This is a genomic window from Bacillota bacterium, from assembly GCA_024655925.1.
Classification (GTDB): domain Bacteria; phylum Bacillota; class DTU025; order DTU025; family JANLFS01; genus JANLFS01.
Genome location: JANLFS010000002.1, coordinates 37580 through 53716, shown reverse-complemented (window position 1 = coordinate 53716; position 16137 = coordinate 37580). Strand labels below are relative to the sequence as shown.

The 16137-nt window shown below is 61.5% G+C and carries 17 protein-coding genes; 7 read left to right on the top strand and 10 right to left on the bottom strand.

Annotated features, from left to right (window positions below; translation table 11 throughout):
- A partial coding sequence (locus tag NUW23_00555) for a histidinol-phosphatase (protein MCR4424671.1) occupies positions 1-737 on the top strand: 737 nt, incomplete at its 5' end.
- On the opposite strand, the gene hisIE is transcribed toward NUW23_00555, so the two are convergent.
- From hisIE to NUW23_00505, 10 genes are all read right to left on the bottom strand, one after another.
- A complete protein-coding gene (gene hisIE / locus NUW23_00550) occupies positions 690-1484 on the bottom strand; it encodes a bifunctional phosphoribosyl-AMP cyclohydrolase/phosphoribosyl-ATP diphosphatase HisIE (protein ID MCR4424670.1) in 795 nt (264 codons plus the stop codon). The genes NUW23_00555 and hisIE overlap by 48 nt on opposite strands.
- 1 nt (position 1485) lies before the next feature.
- On the bottom strand, positions 1486-2250 hold the full coding sequence (gene hisF, locus NUW23_00545) for an imidazole glycerol phosphate synthase subunit HisF (protein ID MCR4424669.1): 765 nt from the start codon (positions 2248-2250) through the stop codon (positions 1486-1488).
- Complete coding sequence (locus NUW23_00540; protein ID MCR4424668.1) at positions 2232-3038, bottom strand: HisA/HisF-related TIM barrel protein; 807 nt, start codon at positions 3036-3038, stop codon at positions 2232-2234. The genes hisF and NUW23_00540 overlap by 19 nt, the downstream gene beginning before the upstream one ends.
- A gap of 11 nt (positions 3039-3049) precedes the next feature.
- Positions 3050-3709: an imidazole glycerol phosphate synthase subunit HisH gene (gene hisH / locus NUW23_00535; GenBank protein ID MCR4424667.1), complete on the bottom strand. Its 660-nt coding sequence runs from the start codon at positions 3707-3709 to the stop codon at positions 3050-3052.
- On the bottom strand, positions 3710-4372 hold the full coding sequence (gene hisB, locus NUW23_00530) for an imidazoleglycerol-phosphate dehydratase HisB (GenBank protein ID MCR4424666.1): 663 nt from the start codon (positions 4370-4372) through the stop codon (positions 3710-3712). It lies immediately after the preceding gene.
- Positions 4373-4393: 21 nt separating this feature from the next.
- A complete protein-coding gene (hisD, locus tag NUW23_00525; protein MCR4424665.1) occupies positions 4394-6658 on the bottom strand; it encodes a histidinol dehydrogenase in 2265 nt (754 codons plus the stop codon).
- A complete protein-coding gene (gene hisG / locus NUW23_00520; GenBank protein MCR4424664.1) occupies positions 6655-7305 on the bottom strand; it encodes an ATP phosphoribosyltransferase in 651 nt (216 codons plus the stop codon). The genes hisD and hisG overlap by 4 nt, the downstream gene beginning before the upstream one ends.
- Before the next feature lie 6 nt (positions 7306-7311).
- Positions 7312-8298 carry an ATP phosphoribosyltransferase regulatory subunit gene (locus NUW23_00515; GenBank protein ID MCR4424663.1) on the bottom strand — a complete coding sequence of 329 codons (987 nt, stop codon included), beginning with the start codon at positions 8296-8298 and terminating at the stop codon, positions 7312-7314.
- An 88-nt stretch (positions 8299-8386) separates the two neighbouring features.
- Entirely contained in the window at positions 8387-8734 is a 348-nt protein-coding gene (locus tag NUW23_00510) for a YerC/YecD family TrpR-related protein (protein MCR4424662.1), read from the bottom strand.
- A 125-nt stretch (positions 8735-8859) separates the two neighbouring features.
- Positions 8860-9753 (bottom strand): LysM domain-containing protein, encoded by an 894-nt coding sequence (locus NUW23_00505; GenBank protein ID MCR4424661.1) that lies wholly within the window; start codon positions 9751-9753, stop codon positions 8860-8862.
- A 226-nt stretch (positions 9754-9979) separates the two neighbouring features.
- Here NUW23_00505 and NUW23_00500 point away from each other — a divergent pair, with 226 nt between their 5' ends.
- The 6 genes from NUW23_00500 to NUW23_00475 all read left to right on the top strand — a co-directional run.
- Positions 9980-10837 carry a hypothetical protein gene (locus tag NUW23_00500; protein MCR4424660.1) on the top strand — a complete coding sequence of 286 codons (858 nt, stop codon included), beginning with the start codon at positions 9980-9982 and terminating at the stop codon, positions 10835-10837.
- Between the two features lie 196 nt (positions 10838-11033).
- Positions 11034-11711, top strand: a complete 678-nt coding sequence (locus NUW23_00495) for a DUF6305 family protein (GenBank protein ID MCR4424659.1) — start codon at positions 11034-11036, stop codon at positions 11709-11711.
- A gap of 109 nt (positions 11712-11820) precedes the next feature.
- Positions 11821-13110, top strand: coding sequence for a C4-dicarboxylate ABC transporter (locus NUW23_00490; protein MCR4424658.1), 1290 nt, complete (start codon positions 11821-11823; stop codon positions 13108-13110).
- Positions 13111-13147: 37 nt separating this feature from the next.
- Positions 13148-13300, top strand: coding sequence for a hypothetical protein (locus NUW23_00485; protein ID MCR4424657.1), 153 nt, complete (start codon positions 13148-13150; stop codon positions 13298-13300).
- Positions 13301-13321: 21 nt separating this feature from the next.
- Positions 13322-14479: a succinylglutamate desuccinylase gene (locus NUW23_00480; protein MCR4424656.1), complete on the top strand. Its 1158-nt coding sequence runs from the start codon at positions 13322-13324 to the stop codon at positions 14477-14479.
- Positions 14480-14590: 111 nt separating this feature from the next.
- On the top strand, positions 14591-16137 hold a 1547-nt coding region (locus NUW23_00475; protein ID MCR4424655.1), incomplete at its 3' end, for a C69 family dipeptidase.

Here is a 16137-nt window from a genome sequence, read left to right as displayed (position 1 = left end):
CGCGCGGGGTTTCGGAAGTGGGCTTCACGGAACACTCTCACAACTTCCGGGAATCGGCTGACCTGCTGAACCATCCGGAGTTCACGACCCGACACGGTCACGGATTCCGCGTGGACGACTACATAGGTGTGGTAGTGGGTGCACGTGAGGAAGGCTACCCGGTCAGGCTGGGCATCGAAATGGATTACATCGAGGAGCGCAGGGGGCAAATCCAGGCTTTCATCTCGGAGTACCCTTGGGACTTCGTCATAGGTTCCGTTCATTGGCTCGGAGACTGGGGATTCGATATCGAGCCCGGGAGCTGGGACGGGCGAGATGTTGACGAGGCCTACCGCACCTATTTCTCCACAGTAGAGCGAGCGGTCCTGACAGGGATGTTCGATGTGCTGGGGCACGCTGACGTGATCAAGGTCTTCGGCCACCGCCCTTCCCGTGAGTTCCAGCCGGAACTCCTTGAATGGTTCGACCGGATCGCCGACGCGCTTGCCCGGACCGGCGCCTGCCTTGAGGTGTCCAGCGCCGGTCTTCGCCGGGTCGCCAGAGAGGCATACCCGGACACACGCCTCCTCTCAAGGGCACGCGCGCGGAACGTGCCCATCACCATCTCATCCGACGCCCACGAGCCAGAGGAAGTAGGATTGGGCTTCGAGGTGACGATCCCGCTCGTCAGGTCACTCGGGTTTCAGACTCTAACCGTCTTCAACTGCCGGCGGGGGCGCCAGGAGCGGATCGGGTGACCGGCGACCACGCCTTCCCAGGAGCTCTTCATAGACCCGAGAGATGGGAATCCCGAGGGCGGCCAGCGCGACCATGGAGTGAAACCAGAGGTCTGCAAGCTCGGCGACGGTCTGATCGTCCTGCCCGTTCTTAGCGGCAATGATGAACTCGCCTGCTTCTTCTCCCACTTTCCTCAGGATTCTGTCGAGCCCGGACTGCATCAGACGCGAAGTGTAAGAGTCAGGAGAGGGTTGTTCTTTCCTGTTCTGTAGGACTCCGTAGACCTCATCGAGGATAGCCGCCTTTTCAGAGGATTGCTGTGCACCTGATCCCGTGCTTGCGGCTGTCTCCCACCGATGGGTTTCCCCATCCGGCACATCTGCGAACTCTCCGGATTGCAGGATCTTCCTGTGGAAGCATGAGTACCGGCCCTCGTGGCATGCCACTCCAGTCTGCTCCACTTCGAGCAGGAGTGTATCGGTATCGCAGTCCACGTAGACACCACGCACAGTCTGAACGTGGCCGGAACTCTCGCCCTTCTGCCAGAGCCTGCGGCGCTTCCGGCTCCAGAACCACGCGCGGCCGGTCTCCAGCGTGCGCCGTATGGCCTCGGAACTCATGTAGGCGACCATCAGGACGCGCCCGGTCCGGACATCCTGCACCACGGCGGGTATGAGGCCGTCTGGAGAGAACCTGAGTCGTCCGATCATGTCGATGATGCCGCAACTCTTGTCCACAATCACACCCCCGATGCTCCACTGGGTCAAGCTAGAGCCTCACCGGAACGCCTCGGTCCCGAAGGTACTGCTTGACTTGGCTTACTGTCATCGTCCCGTAATGAAACACGGATGCGGCAAGTGCCGCGTCTGCCCGGCCTGCTGTGAGGACCGCATAGAAGTCATCGAGATTCCCGGCGCCGCCCGATGCGACTACTGGAACGTCCACTGCCTGGGCTATCTCACGCGTAAGGGGGATGTCGTACCCGTCCTGGACACCGTCAGTGTCCATGCTGGTGAGTAAGATCTCGCCCGCCCCAAGGGCGACTGCGCGCATGGCCCATTCCCTGGCATCCAAGCCCGTGGGTGTGCCCCCTCCGTGGGTTCGCACTTCCCAGCGTTCTTGGGAGCCGGCCACCCGGCGCGCATCTATCGCCACGACCACGCATTGGCTCCCGAACCGGCGCGCCGCTTCCGATATCAGAGAAGGGTTCTGGACTGCGGCGGTATTGATGGAGACCTTGTCCGCACCAGCATGCAGAAGGGCACTCATGTCCTCAACTGACCTGATCCCGCCGCCGACAGTGAAAGGTATGAACACTTGTGACGCCACGTCCCGCGCCACCTCGACCATCGTACGCGTGCCCCTGCAGGACGCAGAAATGTCGAGGAACACAAGCTCGTCCACGCCCTCACGGTTGTACAAGTCCGCCAACTTCACGGGTGATCCGACGTCCCGGAGGCCTTCGAAGTGAATCCCTTTGACGACCCTTCCATCCTGCACGTCCAGGCAGGCGATTATTCTTTTTGCCAGCATGGGTGATCCTCCACTGTTGCGCGGATGGCCTCGGCCAGCGTGAGGTGGCCGGTGTAAAGAGACCGGCCGATGATCATGGCCAAGATGCGCGGTTCTTCTGCGGCTGCCGATACAACGTCCCGGACATGCATGAGCGTGGATATGCCTCCGGATACAGTGACATTCACGCCCTCTGCTGCCACCTCGAGGGCAGGTTCGAGGTTGGGGCCCTTCATGGCGCCATCCCGCCTGATGTCTGTGACGATGGCATGTGTCATTCCCGCTTGAGCCAGCGCGCGGGCGAAATACCTGGCGGTGACAGCGGTGTCCACAGTCCAACCGTGCACGGCTACCCGGCCGTTCCTCACGTCGATCGCAGCCATGACCCGGTCCCCGAACTCCTCACAGACTGCGCGGGCGAACTCGAGGTCGCGGGCGGCGGACGTGCCGACGATCGCCCGCGCCGCTCCGGCCTCGAAGGCCGCTTCCAGGTCCTCCAGCGATCTGAGCCCTCCACCGAGCTCAACCCGGGCGTCGGACGCTTTCGCGATCTCGCGCACGATGTTGAGATTCACGGGCCGGCCCACGAGGGCCCCGTCCAGGTCCACTACGTGCAGCGTGTCTGCCCCGGCTGACACGAACTCGAGGGCAACTGATACCGGGTCCTCGGAGAACACTGTCTCCTTACCGTAGTCCCCCTGGAACAGCCTGACGCACTTGCCACCCCGGATGTCGATGGCGGGTACCACTTCGACTCCGCAACGGGCAGGTTCAGCTGCGAAGAGACGTTGTTGTGATCTCTGCTCCATTCCCTTGCACCTCATCTCCACATCCGGGCGAAATTGTCGAGAAGAGTCAGTCCGGCGTCTCCGCTCTTCTCGGGGTGGAACTGAACCCCGACGAGGTTCCTGCTGGCCACCGCGGACGCAAACTTCACACCGTAATGTGTCTCGCCCGCCAGGACAGTGGAGTCATCTGGTTCTGCGTAGTACGAGTGGGCGAAGTAGAACCAGGATCCCGGAGGGATCCCCCGCCACAGGCGTTCGACCACCGTGGCGCCGTGGGCCGAACTCACCTCACCTCTGAAGAACACTTGGTTCCAGCCCATGTGCGGTACCTTGTGTCTCCGGTCCGCGCCCTCGGAGCCGCCGAGTGCGAACTTCACAACGCGCCCGGGGATGAGAGAGAACCCTGGCACCCCCGGAGATTCCTGGCTCGAGCAGAAAAGCAAGTGCATTCCGAGGCAGATTCCCAGCACAGGTCGGCCAGATTCCGCGAACGTCACCACCTCATCGATGAGCGTCGCACGGCCCAGAGACTCCATCGCAGACCCGAACGCGCCCACACCCGGGAGGATCAGGGCGTCTGCATACCTCAGGAGACCGGGGTCGCCGATGATCTCAGAATAGTGTCCAAGCTTCACGAGCGCCTGCTGAACACTTCTCAGATTGCCCGCCCCGTAATCGATGATGGCAATCAACTAGAGCACCCCTTTGGTGGACGGGACCCCGGTCTGCCTCGGGTCCACAGATGCGGCCTGGGACACCGCCCGGCCGAAAGCCTTGAAAACCGCCTCCAGAATGTGATGGGTGTTGTGGCCGTAAGCCAGGTTTACATGAAGAGTGACTCGCGCAGACCGGGCGAAAGCCGCGAAGAATTCCTCGATCACCTCGGTATCCATCTCTCCCACTCGCTCGCGAAGACCCGGGACGTTGTAGACGAGAAACCCCCGGCCACTTGCGTCCAGGCTCACGACCGCCAGGGCTTCATCCATGGGGATCGATACATGGGCGTACCGAGCGATACCCCTCCGGTCACCAAGTGCCCGATCCACAGCGGTGCCGAGGCAGATCCCGACATCCTCCGCTAGATGATGGAAATCCACATTAGTATCGCCTGACGCCGAGACAGAGAGATCGAACATGCCGTGAGACCGGGCTAGGACGAGCATGTGATCTAAGAACCCGCACCCGGTGGAGATCACTCCATTGCCTGTTCCTTCCAGGTCCAGATCCACTCCTACCCTGGTCTCGGATGTTTCCCGGTCAACCCGTGCGCCGCGCGCCGCGCGCGCCTCCGCGCCTCCCGAGCGCGCATGCGGGGGCTTGGCGAAAGCGGCCTCAGCCAGATCACGTCTATCCATTCGGAATCACCTCCGGGATCATCATTCACCTGCGCACACCCTGGCCATGGCATCGAGGAATGCGTCCGTCTCCTCGGGAAGACCGGCGGTTACCCTGAGGTAGTCCGGGAGCCTGTCGAACCGGCGGACAGCGATCCCCTCTTCCGCCAGGAGTCCATAGACCTCCTGGGCGGGCCTATTCGGCCTGAACAGAACGAAGTTGGTGTGGGAAGGCACGACCTGTGCCCCGAGCGCGGACAGACCATAGGCAAGCCGGTCGCGTTCCCGAAGGATGGGCTCCACCGCCTCTCTAACCAGCGTGGCGTGTTCCAGCACCTTCCGGGCGGCGATGATGGAGGCGGAACTGCAGTTGTACGGGAGCCTAGCTCGCTCGACATCGCGGGCCACTTCGGGGGCCATGACGCCGTAGCCAACCCTGAGTCCGGCGAGGGAGAACGCCTTTGACAGCGTTCGAAGAACGATGACGTTCTCGGGGGCAGCTGGCAAGATGGTTTCGCCAAGGAAATCGTAGTACGCCTCGTCCACAACCACCATGCCCCGTGCCTGCTGGAGCAGAGTACGTATCTCCTCCGTATGTCGGGTGCCTGTGGGGTTGTTAGGATTGCACAGGAATACCAGGCTATCCCCGCGCACGACCTCACGCTCCAGTGCCGCCACATCCATGCTGAAATCGGGGAGCAGGGGAATCTCGCACACTGGCACTCCCACTACCTGAGCAATGCGGGCGTACATCGTGAACGTGGGGAAAACGGTTACCAAGGTCCGGGTTACCTCACGACGTGCGAGTATGATCATCTGGATGAGTTCATCGGACCCGACGCCCGCCACAATCATCTCCTCCCGCACCCCAAGCGAAGAGGCGATGCTCCGGCGGAGTTCGCCGGCGTCCTCGGACGGGTACCGGTTGAACGCGAGGTCTGCCAGGCCATTCAGGATCTCGCGCTTGACTATGGGAGGGAGATCGTAAGGGCTCTCGTTGGCGTCGAGCTTGATCACTCGCCGGTGTCGCGGTTCCTGGATACTGCGGAGGCGCACCTCAATAGAGTTCGCGTGGGCGGTCAGGCCCTCAGCCCCCGCAATGGCAAGCGCATGCTTGGCCGTGCGCACCAAGGCTGCCCCGTCGAACTCAACGAAGTTGATGGGCTTAACGTAGTCGGCAGTCCCCAGCCCTCCGATGTATCGCGCCGATCCCATGGTGGGCAGGACGTGGTTGGGTCCAGCAATGTAGTCGCCTATCGGCTCCGGGCTCATCGGACCGAGGAAAACTGTGCCTGCATTCACAACTCTCTGGGCCAGAGCCTGCGGGTCTTCTGTCATTATTTCGAGATGCTCCGGCGCTATACTGTTCGCGATGTCCAGCGCACGGCCTATGGACGGAACCACCACGATCGCCCCGTGTGAGGCCAGAGCCTTTTCGATGGTGTCCCGCCTCGACAAGGACGAGATCTGCCGTGTGATTTCCTGCTGGACCCGGTCTGCCAGTTTCTGAGAAGTGGTGATGAGCATTGCCGCAGCCAAGGGATCGTGCTCCGCCTGGGCCAGAAGATCCGCGGCCACGAAGGACGGGTCTGCGGCCGCGTCTGCGATTATGAGAACCTCGCTCGGTCCAGCCAACATGTCGATACCTGCGTCCCCGTAGATCAACCGCTTGGCGGCGGTGACGAAAGCGTTGCCCGGACCTACGAGTTTGTCTGCCCTGGGTACCGTCTGGGTACCATAAGCCATAGCCGCAATCGCCTGAGCTCCGCCGATCCTGAACACCCTGTCCACTCCACACACGAGTGCCGCCGCCAGAGTGTGTGGGTTCATCCGGCCCCCCGGCCCAGGAGGTGTGCACATCACGATCCTGGGTACTCCAGCAACCTTTGCCGGGACAGCAGTCATGACCACCGACGAAGGATATGCTGCAGTGCCGCCGGGGACGTAGATCCCCACCGTCTGGACGGGGGACATCATCCGGCCTACCCGGCCCCCATCTGGGGAAGGGCAGGACCAGGGTGTAGGGAGCTGACGCCTGTGAAACTCACGCACGTTTGCCGCAGCATGTTCGATGGCGTCGATGAACCCCGGGTCCGCAGCGAGTCGTGCACTGGCGAGTTCCGCCGAAGAGACCTCAAGCTGCCCGTCTTCGAGCGTGACTCCGTCAAACTCCAGGGAGAACCGGATGAGAGCGGCGTCTCCTTCGGTCCGCACTTCGTCTATGATCCTCCGTGCGGTGGAGAGCTCAACTTCGAGGTTTCTGGACTTGCGGGTGAGCAGTTCCATCTCGGATAGCCTGGGGATCAAGATGCGATACCTCTCCTCAAGGCCTCCACCAGGTCCTTTATGACAGGGGAGCGGAGACCGAAACTCGCACGGTTCGCAATGAGCCTGGCGGTAGTCCGTCCGACCTCAGCCACCACGACCAGGTTATTGTCGGAAAGTGTGCGGCCTGTAGAAACGATGTCCACCACCATATCGGCGAGGCCCGCCTGGGGAGCGAGTTCAGTCGCGCCGCGCAGCGCGATCACCTGTGCTCTGATACCCCTCTCCGTGAAGAAAGCCTCAGTGACCCGAGGAAACTTGGTCGCGACGCGGACACGGCCCGATACCTCTGGGCTCGCGAGAGTCGCCTCCGCTTCCCGGGCCCGGTCGGCAGGGGCGGCTACGACAAAGCGACCTGCTCCGAACCTCAAGTCCAGCAGTTCATACACATCCGGCCTGTCCTCGATCAGGACGTCCTTTCCCACTATGCCCAGGTCCGCCGCGCCATGGGTTACGTATACCGGCACATCACCGGGCCTGGCTACAATGAACCGGGCGCGTCCTGACTCGAACATCAGCTTCCTGGTGCCGTCGTCCATGTCGCATGGGTAACCTGCCGCCGAAAGAGCGGCTAGCGCCTCCGCAAGCATCCGGCCTCCGGGGACGGCGATGGTCACCAATGTGTTCATCAGATATCAACTCCCCCACCCGCAAGCGGTCATCAGTATCCGGTCGATGTTTAGTGCGAACCCGGCTGCCCCCTCCTGGCTCCCCAATATCCTGAGGAGGCCGTCGTACCTGCCGCCTCCTGCTATGGGACCGCCCGTTCCTGGGGCATACACCTCGAATACCATGCCCGTGTAGTAGTCCAGGTGGCGCAGAAGGCCCAAATCTATCTGAATGCAGTCGTCCACACCATTGACACGTGCCCCGGCCAGGATCTCCTCGAACTCCTCGAGGGTCCGTTGGATGGTGCCCGATGGATCGTAGGATGCGAGAGAGGTTGCCGCATCGAGAACCTCCTGTCCGTCGGGGAAGGAGAGTATCCGCTCAAGGAAGTCCCGGCACGCCCCGGGCATTGGAGCTGCCTCGAGCAAGCCGGAAACCCTTACGAGGTCCTTGGCCACTAGCGCCTCGCGAAACCTTGCACGGAGCGGGGGAGGCATTCCTGCGAAGTCCATTACGGCGTCGATTACTCCGACGTGACCGAGTCGGACTTGGAACCCAGGGACCCCCGCGTCTTCCAGGCATCTTGCGACCACTGACAGGATTTTGGCGTCCTCGAGGCATCCAGCCCCGCCAACTACCTCCGCCCCCATCTGGTAAGACTCCATGGGGTCGGGAAGGCCCGGTCTTGGAGGTCGGAAGACACTGCCAGAATAGAACAGGCGGAGTGGGCGAGGCAGGCGCGAGAGCTCACGGCTAGCGATGCTCGCCACAGTCTCTGTCATGTCAGGGCGGAGAACCATGACCCGGCCGCGGCTGTCTATCAGCTTGTACGCTGAATCCACAGTGCGGCGCAAAGGTTTCGGTGAGTCCGGATCGTAGGCTTGAACCGTGGGGAGGACAACCTCCTGGAATCCTGCTGTCTGCAGAATGCGGGCGAGACCGGCCTCCAACTCTCTCCTCCTGGTGGATTCGGGCGCAAATAGGTAACAGGTTCCTTCTGCAAGGTAGTCCACGTTGAGTGCCTCTCTTACTTCATCACTTTAATATTCTAAAGGAGAAACTGTTGACTATAGGGGATATTAGCGCCGAGTGGCGATTGTGTCAAGACCCGGGCTCGCTGGTATCCGGCGGCATGGTTCTGGAAGGGGATTCTCCCTGGTGGCGCATGCGATCCAAGACTATTCGATAACCGTCTGCGCCGTAATGGAGGAATCTCTTGACGCGGCTGATGGTCGCGGAGCTCGCCCCGGTCAGCCGCGAGATCTCAGAGTAGGTCAAGCCCTGGTCCAGCATTCGCGCAACCTTAAATCTCTGAGCCAGGGATGAGATTTCAGCCACGGTACACAGGTCCTCGAAGAACCGGTAGCACTCGTCGACCGTACGGAGGGAGAGCACGGCATGGAAGAGCATCGTAGTCTGCTCGTCGATGAGCTTGTCGCTGGAACCCACCGGGACACCCCCCACACCTAAATGTACCCTTCTGACCTCAACGCGCAATTCGACATCTTTCAGTAAGTACCCTGCAAGAGCAGAACCAGGCAGGCTGCGCAGCCTGCCTGGTTCTGTGGCACTGACTACCTGCAGTCTCTGAGGAACCCCCCGAGCACGGGGCCTGGGAAGACATCCACGGTTCCCGCTGTCAGCAGAGTCGTGGGCGCGGTGAAGGACGCTGTGCCCACGAACACACCGGGCATTCCTGGAACACCTACCATCGGGACCGTTGTTGTCCCTCCAGGCCACGTGAACACCGCCCGGTATGGGTCGGGCTCGAGAGTCCGCTCCGGCGGGAGGTTGATTGCCGCTACGAGTACCTGGGTCACTCCAGCGGCATCCTGCCGCACCCAGACAGCTCCACCCGCGGCTGGCACGATCGCCGGCACCCGAGGAGCCAGCAGCAGCACACAGGTGCGAGGCACGACCGGTGGGACAGGCGGGGCAACAGGGATGCATATCCGCTGGCCCACCACGAGCCTTGCAGGATCGATGCCCGGGTTCACCGCGAGGATGGCTTCGACGGTGGTCCCGAACCTCTGTGCCAGCAGCCACAGGGTGTCTCCGGGTTGCACCACGTAGATGAACCCGGGGCAGACCGGAGGCGTCACGGGGATGCAGATGCGCTGGCCGACTACGAGCCGAGCGGGGTCGACTCCAGGGTTCGCCGCCATGAGTGCCTCCACGGTTGTCCCGAACCTACGGGCGAGTGCCCAGAAGGTGTCGCCAGGCTGGATCACGTAGATGAATCCAGGACACACGACCGGCGGCGGCGGTGCCACGGGAATGCAGATGCGCTGGCCCACCATGAGCCTGTTTGGGTCAACCCCGGGGTTGGCAGCTATCAGTGCCTCTACGGTTGTCCCGAACCTACGGGCGAGTGCCCAGAAGGTGTCGCCGGGCTGGATCACGTAGATGGTTCCGCCCGGGCAGTACGGGACCTGGGTTGCATAGAATTCATCCATGAACATGGACATAATCAATCACTCCCGAAGTGGTCTGGTACACGGTATGCTTGATAGCTCCGAGTGCACGCAGGACGGAAGTCACTCATGCCGGATGGCACTGAACCGCGCTGCCCAGGCGAATCCCCCCAGGTGTCTTCGGGCTTGCATTTCGGGCCGGGGATAAGCTGCAAAGACCGGTTCACGGAGATTCTTCCGATATTTGGCATGGCATGTGCCTCTTGCTAGAGGAGGGATTGTGAGACCAACGAAGTATAGCTCCATCAACCTGCACGGGCTCGCCGGCCCGGAGTATGCAACCGGACAAGGTCGTGAACGTTTCGTGAGAAGATCTATCGGTGCTTCTGTCATCGCCTTCTGGTCGGTCTGGCTTCTCATCACTGCCTCCGTCGTTGCCGCTCCCCGGGTGGACCGTGACGTCGACGGGTTTGCTGAGGCGGTCTGGACTGTCACTCTCTACAGGGTCTCAGGGGAAGCCCGCGTGAGGGAGTCCATGGTCATGTACGACGAGGAAGGCAACCGGATCCAGGAGTTCACCTACGGCTCCAAGGGAGAGGTCGCGCTCAAGTCCATTTATGTGTTCGAAGGACAGGCGCGCCCCACCAGGATCATGTACTACAACCCCGACAACTCCCCGAAAGCCTGTAATGCGCTTTTCTACGACGAGGAAGGCTACAGAGTCCGGGGCGAGCAGACAGGCTCGGACGGGTCGGCACTCGGGTGTACCGTGTACATGTATGACGATTTCGGAGACGAGATCGCGAGGGCAGTCTACGACTCGGAAGGCTCGCTCATTTCTGAGACACGCACTGCCTATGATGACCGGGGAAGAATCACCGAGAAAGTGACTTACGGGCCCGGTGGAGTGGTGAGCCGGCGGGCGAAGTTCGAATACGATCCGGACCGCGGCCACCTGGTGCGCGAGTCTGGTTTCGATGACAAGGGTGAGTACTTCGCAATCTATGAGTCCAACCGTTACGGGAACTGGGTCCAGCGTACAACTTACAGGCCGGCTGGACCTGGGCCGAACCCAAGATGGGTTCCGGCGGAGGTCCACGTGAGGGACATCACCTACTACGGGTGTCGAGTCTGCTGAGGCCTGCCACGGCGGCAACCTGGCCAGACGGCTGACAACACCTGTTGGCGATGACAGGTGTTTGGCGTCCTTACATTCATCGGGAGGAGTCTCGGGGGTTCGCGCAGAAGAGACCCCCTGAGGGACAGACTCACTTCAAGCACGAGCGGCCCGGTCATCCCGGGTCGCCCACCATCATTACAGGGGGTATAGCCACATGACTACCACTCGTGCCAAAGGATCCATCCTAGCGTTGCTTGTGCTGATGGCCGTGATAGGCCTGGTCCTGGGGGCGCCGGCTGTGGGGCATGCCGATACAGTGCCTTCGGCTCAGCTTCCAGTGGTCATCATAAGCGCCGGGCAAAGCGCGGGCATATTCGTTGCGAACGCCCTGGCCGACAGGGTCAAGCTTCCGTATGACTGGTCCGACGTTCCCACGGCCAAGCACATCGCTTCCGGCTCGGGCCTTGCCGGCATCGTCGAAGGCCCCGGCGTCCACGTGGGCCGCAAGGCCGGGGTGCCTGACGGCACACCATACAAGACCGTCATCTTCGTCATCGGCGCAAGCCTGAAAGGCATGGGCGCATCCGGCCTGTCTCTGAACGACGAGGTGAACAGGCTTCGGGAGATCATCAAGTACTGCCAGGACAACAAGGTCTTCATGGTCGGCATGCACGTGGAAGGGAAGGCCCTGCGCGGCAAGCCCGGGTCTGATAATGAGGTAGTGATCGACGCGGTTGCGCCTTTCTGCAACTACCTCATAGTCACCACCTCAAGCAACCACGACGACAAGTTCACCGACATCGGAAAGGCCAAAAACATCCCAGTGTCAGTCGTGAGCAAGACCACCGATATCGCTGCGATATTCCAGACGATGTTCGGCCTCACAAAGTAGGGGTCCAAGCAGCATGTGGGCTGGGCGCCGCCCGCCAGGGTGCGGTCTGGCGCCTGGCCTCGGCTTGGCTGCCTTCTCGGGGCGGGTCCCCTAGCCCTGCGAAAGGAGAATGGGCATGTTTGTTACTGTCTCGCTAGTGCTCGCAGTAATGGTTGCAGCGTACGCTATAGCCAAAGGCCCACTCAAACTGACGGTGGAGTTGTCGATGTTCGTGGCTGCGCTCGCAGGCGCCGTGGCGTCCGGGAACTTCCTGCCGCTCCGGCACATCGCCGAAGGGTCTATAGCCTACATCGATCTGGTCCTGATCTTCGTCACGGCGACTGTGTTCATGAACATCATCAAGGAGTCAGGCGGGCTCAACTACGCGGTCCGCTCCATCTTGAACCGGTTCGGGAACAACCGCCCCGTAGCGTTGATCCTCCTCATGCTGCTCATGCTGATCCCGGGCGCACTCACGGGAGCAGGCAGCGTTTCGGTGCTTGTGGTGGGAAGCGCGGTCTCCGTGGCCTTAAGCCACCTCGGCGTGTCCAGGCAGCGCATCGCGGCGATGGTGTTCATACTCGCAGGCCTGTCTGCTGTGGCGCCGCCTGTGAGCGTGTGGGCGATGCTTACGTGCGCAGGCACGGCCATTCCGTATGTGGGATTCGAGCTGCCGCTTGGCGTGCCTGTGCTGATCCTGGGCCTGTTCACGGTGTTCTTCTATGGGCTCAAGCGTTCCGAGTCCACCCACGACGGTCCGATAGACATTCCCCCGGCGCCGCGGGAGATGAACGCTTTTAGGGTGTTTCTTCCGTTCGCAGTGGTCTTCGCCCTGATCCTGGCGGCCCGGGTCTGGCCGTATTCCATGCCTGTGCTCGGGCTTCCGCTGGTTTTCAGTGTGGGGGCTTTAGTCGCCCTGCTTGTGAGCCCGAAGAAGGTCAACTTCCTTGAGGTCTCCAGGAGAACCGTGGAGCAACTGCTCCCGCTTCTTACGACAGTGACAGTGGTGGGGATACTGATCCAGCTGATGACGGTCACGGGAGTGCGCGGGCTTCTTTCTTACGCAGTCATAGCGATGCCTATCACAGTGATATACATCCTGCTTCCGATAACGATCCCGGTCTCCGAAGGCCTGCTCGGGTTCGGAGGCGCGGCGGTGATCGGGATACCGCTCATATGGACCCTAAACTCGCTTGGGGTGCACCCGACGGTGGCGCTTGCGGGCCTGAGCCTTCTTTGGTTCCTTGGGGACGCGCTTCCTCCCACTGCGATCATCGGGAGGCTGACGTTGCAGACCGTGGGTTACAAAGGCTCCTACGTGAGCTTTCTGAAGACGTGCTGGGTGCCTTGGGTACTGACGACCGCGGTCGGGACCTTCATGGTCGTCGCGAGCAAATCCCTCACGTTCCTGGTAAGATAGGCCCTCACCCGGGCCTTACGCGGAGGTGGTCTAAAACATGTCGCCGGTTACGGTCTTCTACTACGTGCTCACTGCCTACCTAGCTATACTGGCAGGTTGGAACTTCGCGAAGACCAGGGACCTCAAGGAGGCCGCCATGTACGTGATAGTCATGACGCCCCTGATCCTCCGGGTGTTCCGAATCAAGTGACGCGATGAGGAGGGTGAGGAAATGCAAAGAGACGTGCTGGGCAAGGTCATAATCGCCTGCCTTGCGGTTGTGGTTTTGGTGGGAGGCGGGGCGCCGCTCGTTGCTCACCGCAGGTACAAAGAGCCGGTGGTTTTAGGGCCCGGGGTCACTAAAGTGGCCCGGCTGTCTGATTGGTTCGACGGGCTTCGTGGGACCGCCAACGATTCCCTCGTGTACATCCTCGAAGGGGAGAGGGAGGGCGGAAACGTCCTGATCCTCGGGGGGAGCCACCCCGGCGAGGTTGCAGGCACTCTCGCGGCCATAGTGGCTGTGGAGAACGCGGTGGTTGAGGCGGGCAAGGTCTTCATCATCCCGCACATCAACCGGAGCGGGTCCACAGGGACCCAGCCGGGCGGCGGGTATCCGCTTTATTACCACATCCCCACCGAGTTCGGCGCGAGGAAGTTCCGGGTGGGGGACAGGGTGACTCACCCGCTCGACCAGTGGCCTGACCCGGATGTGTTCATTCACTACCCGAGCGGGCAGAGCCTATCCTACGTGGAGGTCAGGAACATAAACCGGTGTTGGCCGGGCCGGCCGGACGGGCTTCTGACAGAGAAGACGACCTATGCTGCGATGGAGCTTGTGCGCCGGGAGAACATCAACATAGTCATCGACATGCATGAGGCGGAGCTTCTGTACCCTGTGACCAACTGCATCGTGGCCCCGTCAAAGAGCCTGACCATAGCATCGATGGTGGCGATCAACCTGAGCGCGATGGAGTTCGATATCCACACCGAGCCTTCGCCTCCTGGCTACCACGGCCTGACGCACAGGGAGGTCGGGGACCACTCAGATGCGTACCCGTTCTTGCTCGAGGCGCCGGAGCCTTTCCTGGACCAGCCGACTGGGCCTAAGACGGAGTCGCTTCTGATCGACGGGGTGGACGAGTTCCTGCTCAAGCTGGGTGAGAAGGGCTTGCTGTTCGTGGACTACGACGAGACGGGCAAGCCGCTGAAGCTTCGGGTAGGTAGGCATCTGACCACGACCATGTCGATCTTCGAGGAGTGGTCGGCATTCAACCCGGATTACGAGATAGTCATGAACTGCCCCGGGTACGCGGAGATCATGGAGAACGGCGTAGGTTACTATCTGCGTGACCCGAGCGCCGCCGGGCCTGGGAAGGTCATGTACGAGTAGAGCCCTTGAAGTTTACCGGGAAGGCATGCGGACGAGGCCCATGGGGGGACGGGCCCACCCGCTTGACCGCACGATAAACACAACAATGAATACAAAGGGGGTACATACCAAGTGACCAGGAAAGGGTCGGTCATCGCAATCGCAGTAGCGCTGGCTCTCACGCTCATGTCCTGGACAGCCATGGCGTGCACGTCGGTCGTGGTGACGCCCGGCGCATCCGTGGACGGGTTTGCGTCAGTCACCCACGCGGCGGACTGTGGCTCATGTGCCTTCGAGCTGGTGAAGGTGCCGGCGGCGGACTGGGAGCCGGGAACCATGGTCGACGTCCTCAACCTGCCGCAGCACACTGGCGGGTTCCAGGTGCACGAAATCGCCGGACAACCCACGGGTAAGCAGATCCCCCAGGTTCCCCACACCTATGGTTACATAAAGTCGATCTTCGGGATCATCAATGAGAAGCAGGTGGCCATCGGCGAGACTACCATCAGTGGACGCCGGGAGTCCAGGAACCCCAACGGCTACTTCGACATCACCAACCTGTCGATGCTTGCCCTCGAACGGGGAGCGACCGCCCGTGAGGCCATCAAGGTCATGGGCGAGCTCGCCGAGAAGTACGGGTACAAGGACAGCGGAGAGGAGCTCTCTGTAGCCGACCCCAACGAATGCTGGGTCTTCGAGATAGTCGGCCCTGGGCCTCTCTGGGAGCAAGGCTCCGACGAGCCAGGCGCCTTCTGGGTCGCTCAGCGCGTCCCTGACGGCCATGTGGCCGCGTCAGCTAACAATGCTGTTATCGACCAGATAGACTTCAATGACCATGAGAACTTCATGTTCTCGCCGGGAATCGTAGAGTACGCGATAGAGCAGGGTTGGTACGACCCATCCAAAGGCGAGCCGTTCAGCTGGAGGAAGCACTTCTGCAACGCAACCAGCTTCGCGACGTGCGCACGCCGCGTCTGGAGAGTCCTCTCGCTCGCGGCGCCTTCCCTCGCTGATACGCTCGATGAGAGAAACCTGCCTTTCTCTGTTCCGGTCGACAAGAAGCTGAGTCTCGAGGACATCTTCGCAATCCACCGCGACCACTACGAGGGCACCGAGTACTACACCGGCGACTCCATCACCGCTGGTCCGTGGAACAACCCCAGGCGCTACCGCGGCCTGAGCTTCAAGGTCGACGGCAAGACCTACTCCTGGCAGCGGATGATTGCCCAGGTGCAGTCGGAATATGTCATCGTCACCCAGTCCCGCGCGGATTTGCCGGACGACATAGGAGGGGTCGTGTGGTACGGAGCGGCCAACGCGGATACCACTTGCTTTGTGCCGTTTTACGCCAGCATGACTGAGATCTCACCCATAATGAACGACAAGGCCGGGTCGCATCAGGTGTTCACCCGCGACTCCTACTGGTGGGCGATCTCCGCGGTCAGCACCTACGCGGACCTGAAGTGGTCCTACATGGTCAAGGACATCGCCAAGTGGCAGGACAAGTACGAGGGGCATGCTGTCCGGACTCAGCCTGCGGTCGAGGCTGCGGCGCTCGAACTACACAAGAAGGACCCGGCGCTTGCCCGGGAGTTCCTGACGACCTATGCCAACCGCAATGTGGAGACGGTTCGCGATGCCTGGTGGGGACTTCTAGATCAGATGATCGAGAAGTCCCC

Coding starts and splice junctions, on each gene's coding strand:
- NUW23_00505 (MCR4424661.1), bottom strand. CDS start 9,753: ATGTCCATGTTCATGGATGAATTCTATGCAACCCAGGTCCCGTACTGC.
- hisF (MCR4424669.1), bottom strand. CDS start 2,250: ATGCTGGCAAAAAGAATAATCGCCTGCCTGGACGTGCAGGATGGAAGG.
- NUW23_00485 (MCR4424657.1), top strand. CDS start 13,148: ATGTCGCCGGTTACGGTCTTCTACTACGTGCTCACTGCCTACCTAGCT.
- NUW23_00495 (MCR4424659.1), top strand. CDS start 11,034: ATGACTACCACTCGTGCCAAAGGATCCATCCTAGCGTTGCTTGTGCTG.
- hisB (MCR4424666.1), bottom strand. CDS start 4,372: ATGGATAGACGTGATCTGGCTGAGGCCGCTTTCGCCAAGCCCCCGCAT.
- NUW23_00490 (MCR4424658.1), top strand. CDS start 11,821: ATGGGCATGTTTGTTACTGTCTCGCTAGTGCTCGCAGTAATGGTTGCA.
- NUW23_00540 (MCR4424668.1), bottom strand. CDS start 3,038: ATGGAGCAGAGATCACAACAACGTCTCTTCGCAGCTGAACCTGCCCGT.
- NUW23_00480 (MCR4424656.1), top strand. CDS start 13,322: ATGCAAAGAGACGTGCTGGGCAAGGTCATAATCGCCTGCCTTGCGGTT.
- hisG (MCR4424664.1), bottom strand. CDS start 7,305: ATGAACACATTGGTGACCATCGCCGTCCCCGGAGGCCGGATGCTTGCG.